A 987-nucleotide genomic window follows, 5' to 3' on the forward strand; every position below is an offset into this window, starting at 1 on the left:
TACCCCACTCCGCCATTCAGCTTCATATCCAAACGCTGGAGCAGATCAATTCGTTGCTGGAAACAACCTGTTTTGATTTGGATTAATGAACCAATAGCAACTCAGCAAACAAGCMTSYMAGTAACYTTGGCAAAGGAGGCATAAACCTCWTCCAAAGGGTGACATCTTTCCTGGCMGCTACCGSCCATAAAAAGCGCCTCAGCCAACTTACCTTRCTACAGTACATCTGTTYGCCCAGCGAGCAAGTCGCAACGCCTCTCGGTAGCGTTAGGTARTTCTGAGCCACAGCCATGGCCGCCACACCAATCACTGACCTGTTGCAGCTCCCAATGGCAGAGCGTGTGGCGCTGGCGATGGCCCTTTGGGACAGCCTCGATGAAGAGGGCCGTAGCTACGCGCTGCCACTGGATGTTGAGCTGTGTGCTGAGCTAGATCGGCGCTTGGCTGCTCACCTGCAGAACCCAACGGCGGCAATCTCTTGGGAACAGGTTTACGACCAGCTGGGGCTGGGATGAAGCGCAGCGTCCGCTTCCTACCGGAGGCCCTTGKGGACCTGCTCGAAACCCGCCACTGGTATGCCAGCCGAGAGCCTGGACTGGGGCAAACCTTTGCCGAAGCCAGTGCCGAAGCGGTAGAGCGGATCGTGCAAGATCCGGCCTTATTTCCACTTGTGCACGGGAAAGTACGACGGCTCGTGATGCGCCAGTTCCCCTATGCCGTCTATTTCCAGGAGGTAGGCGATGAAATCTTGGTTCTGGCCGTTCATGGGCGACAAGATCCCCGGCGCTGGAAAGGCCGGAGCATCACATAGATGGCTACCGGGGAGGCTGGTGGAACCAAGCGCTGCCGATATTGATGGGGCCTGAAGGACCCATCAGGTTGGATATGAACAATCCGAAGTTTCAGGAGCAGCTGCTCACTCGACCCGGGCCCCCTGTATCAGCAAAGAAGTCCGCTCGTATCAGAGAAACCACCAGGGGGTGCAAC

The 987-nt window shown here is 56.6% G+C and carries 2 protein-coding genes; both read left to right on the top strand.

Annotated elements, in window-relative coordinates:
* The first annotated feature begins 290 nt into the window (after positions 1-290).
* Complete coding sequence (locus C7K08_RS14495; RefSeq protein WP_106501178.1) at positions 291-515, top strand: addiction module protein; 225 nt, start codon at positions 291-293, stop codon at positions 513-515.
* The gene (locus C7K08_RS14500) at positions 479-811 is read left to right on the top strand and encodes a type II toxin-antitoxin system RelE/ParE family toxin (RefSeq protein WP_133165331.1); all 333 of its coding nucleotides are present in this window, start codon (positions 479-481) and stop codon (positions 809-811) included. Before C7K08_RS14495 ends, C7K08_RS14500 begins: the two co-directional genes overlap by 37 nt.
* The last annotated feature ends 176 nt before the right edge of the window (positions 812-987 follow it).

Source organism: Synechococcus lacustris str. Tous (assembly GCF_003011125.1).
Classification (GTDB): Bacteria; Cyanobacteriota; Cyanobacteriia; order PCC-6307; family Cyanobiaceae; genus Synechococcus_D; species Synechococcus_D lacustris.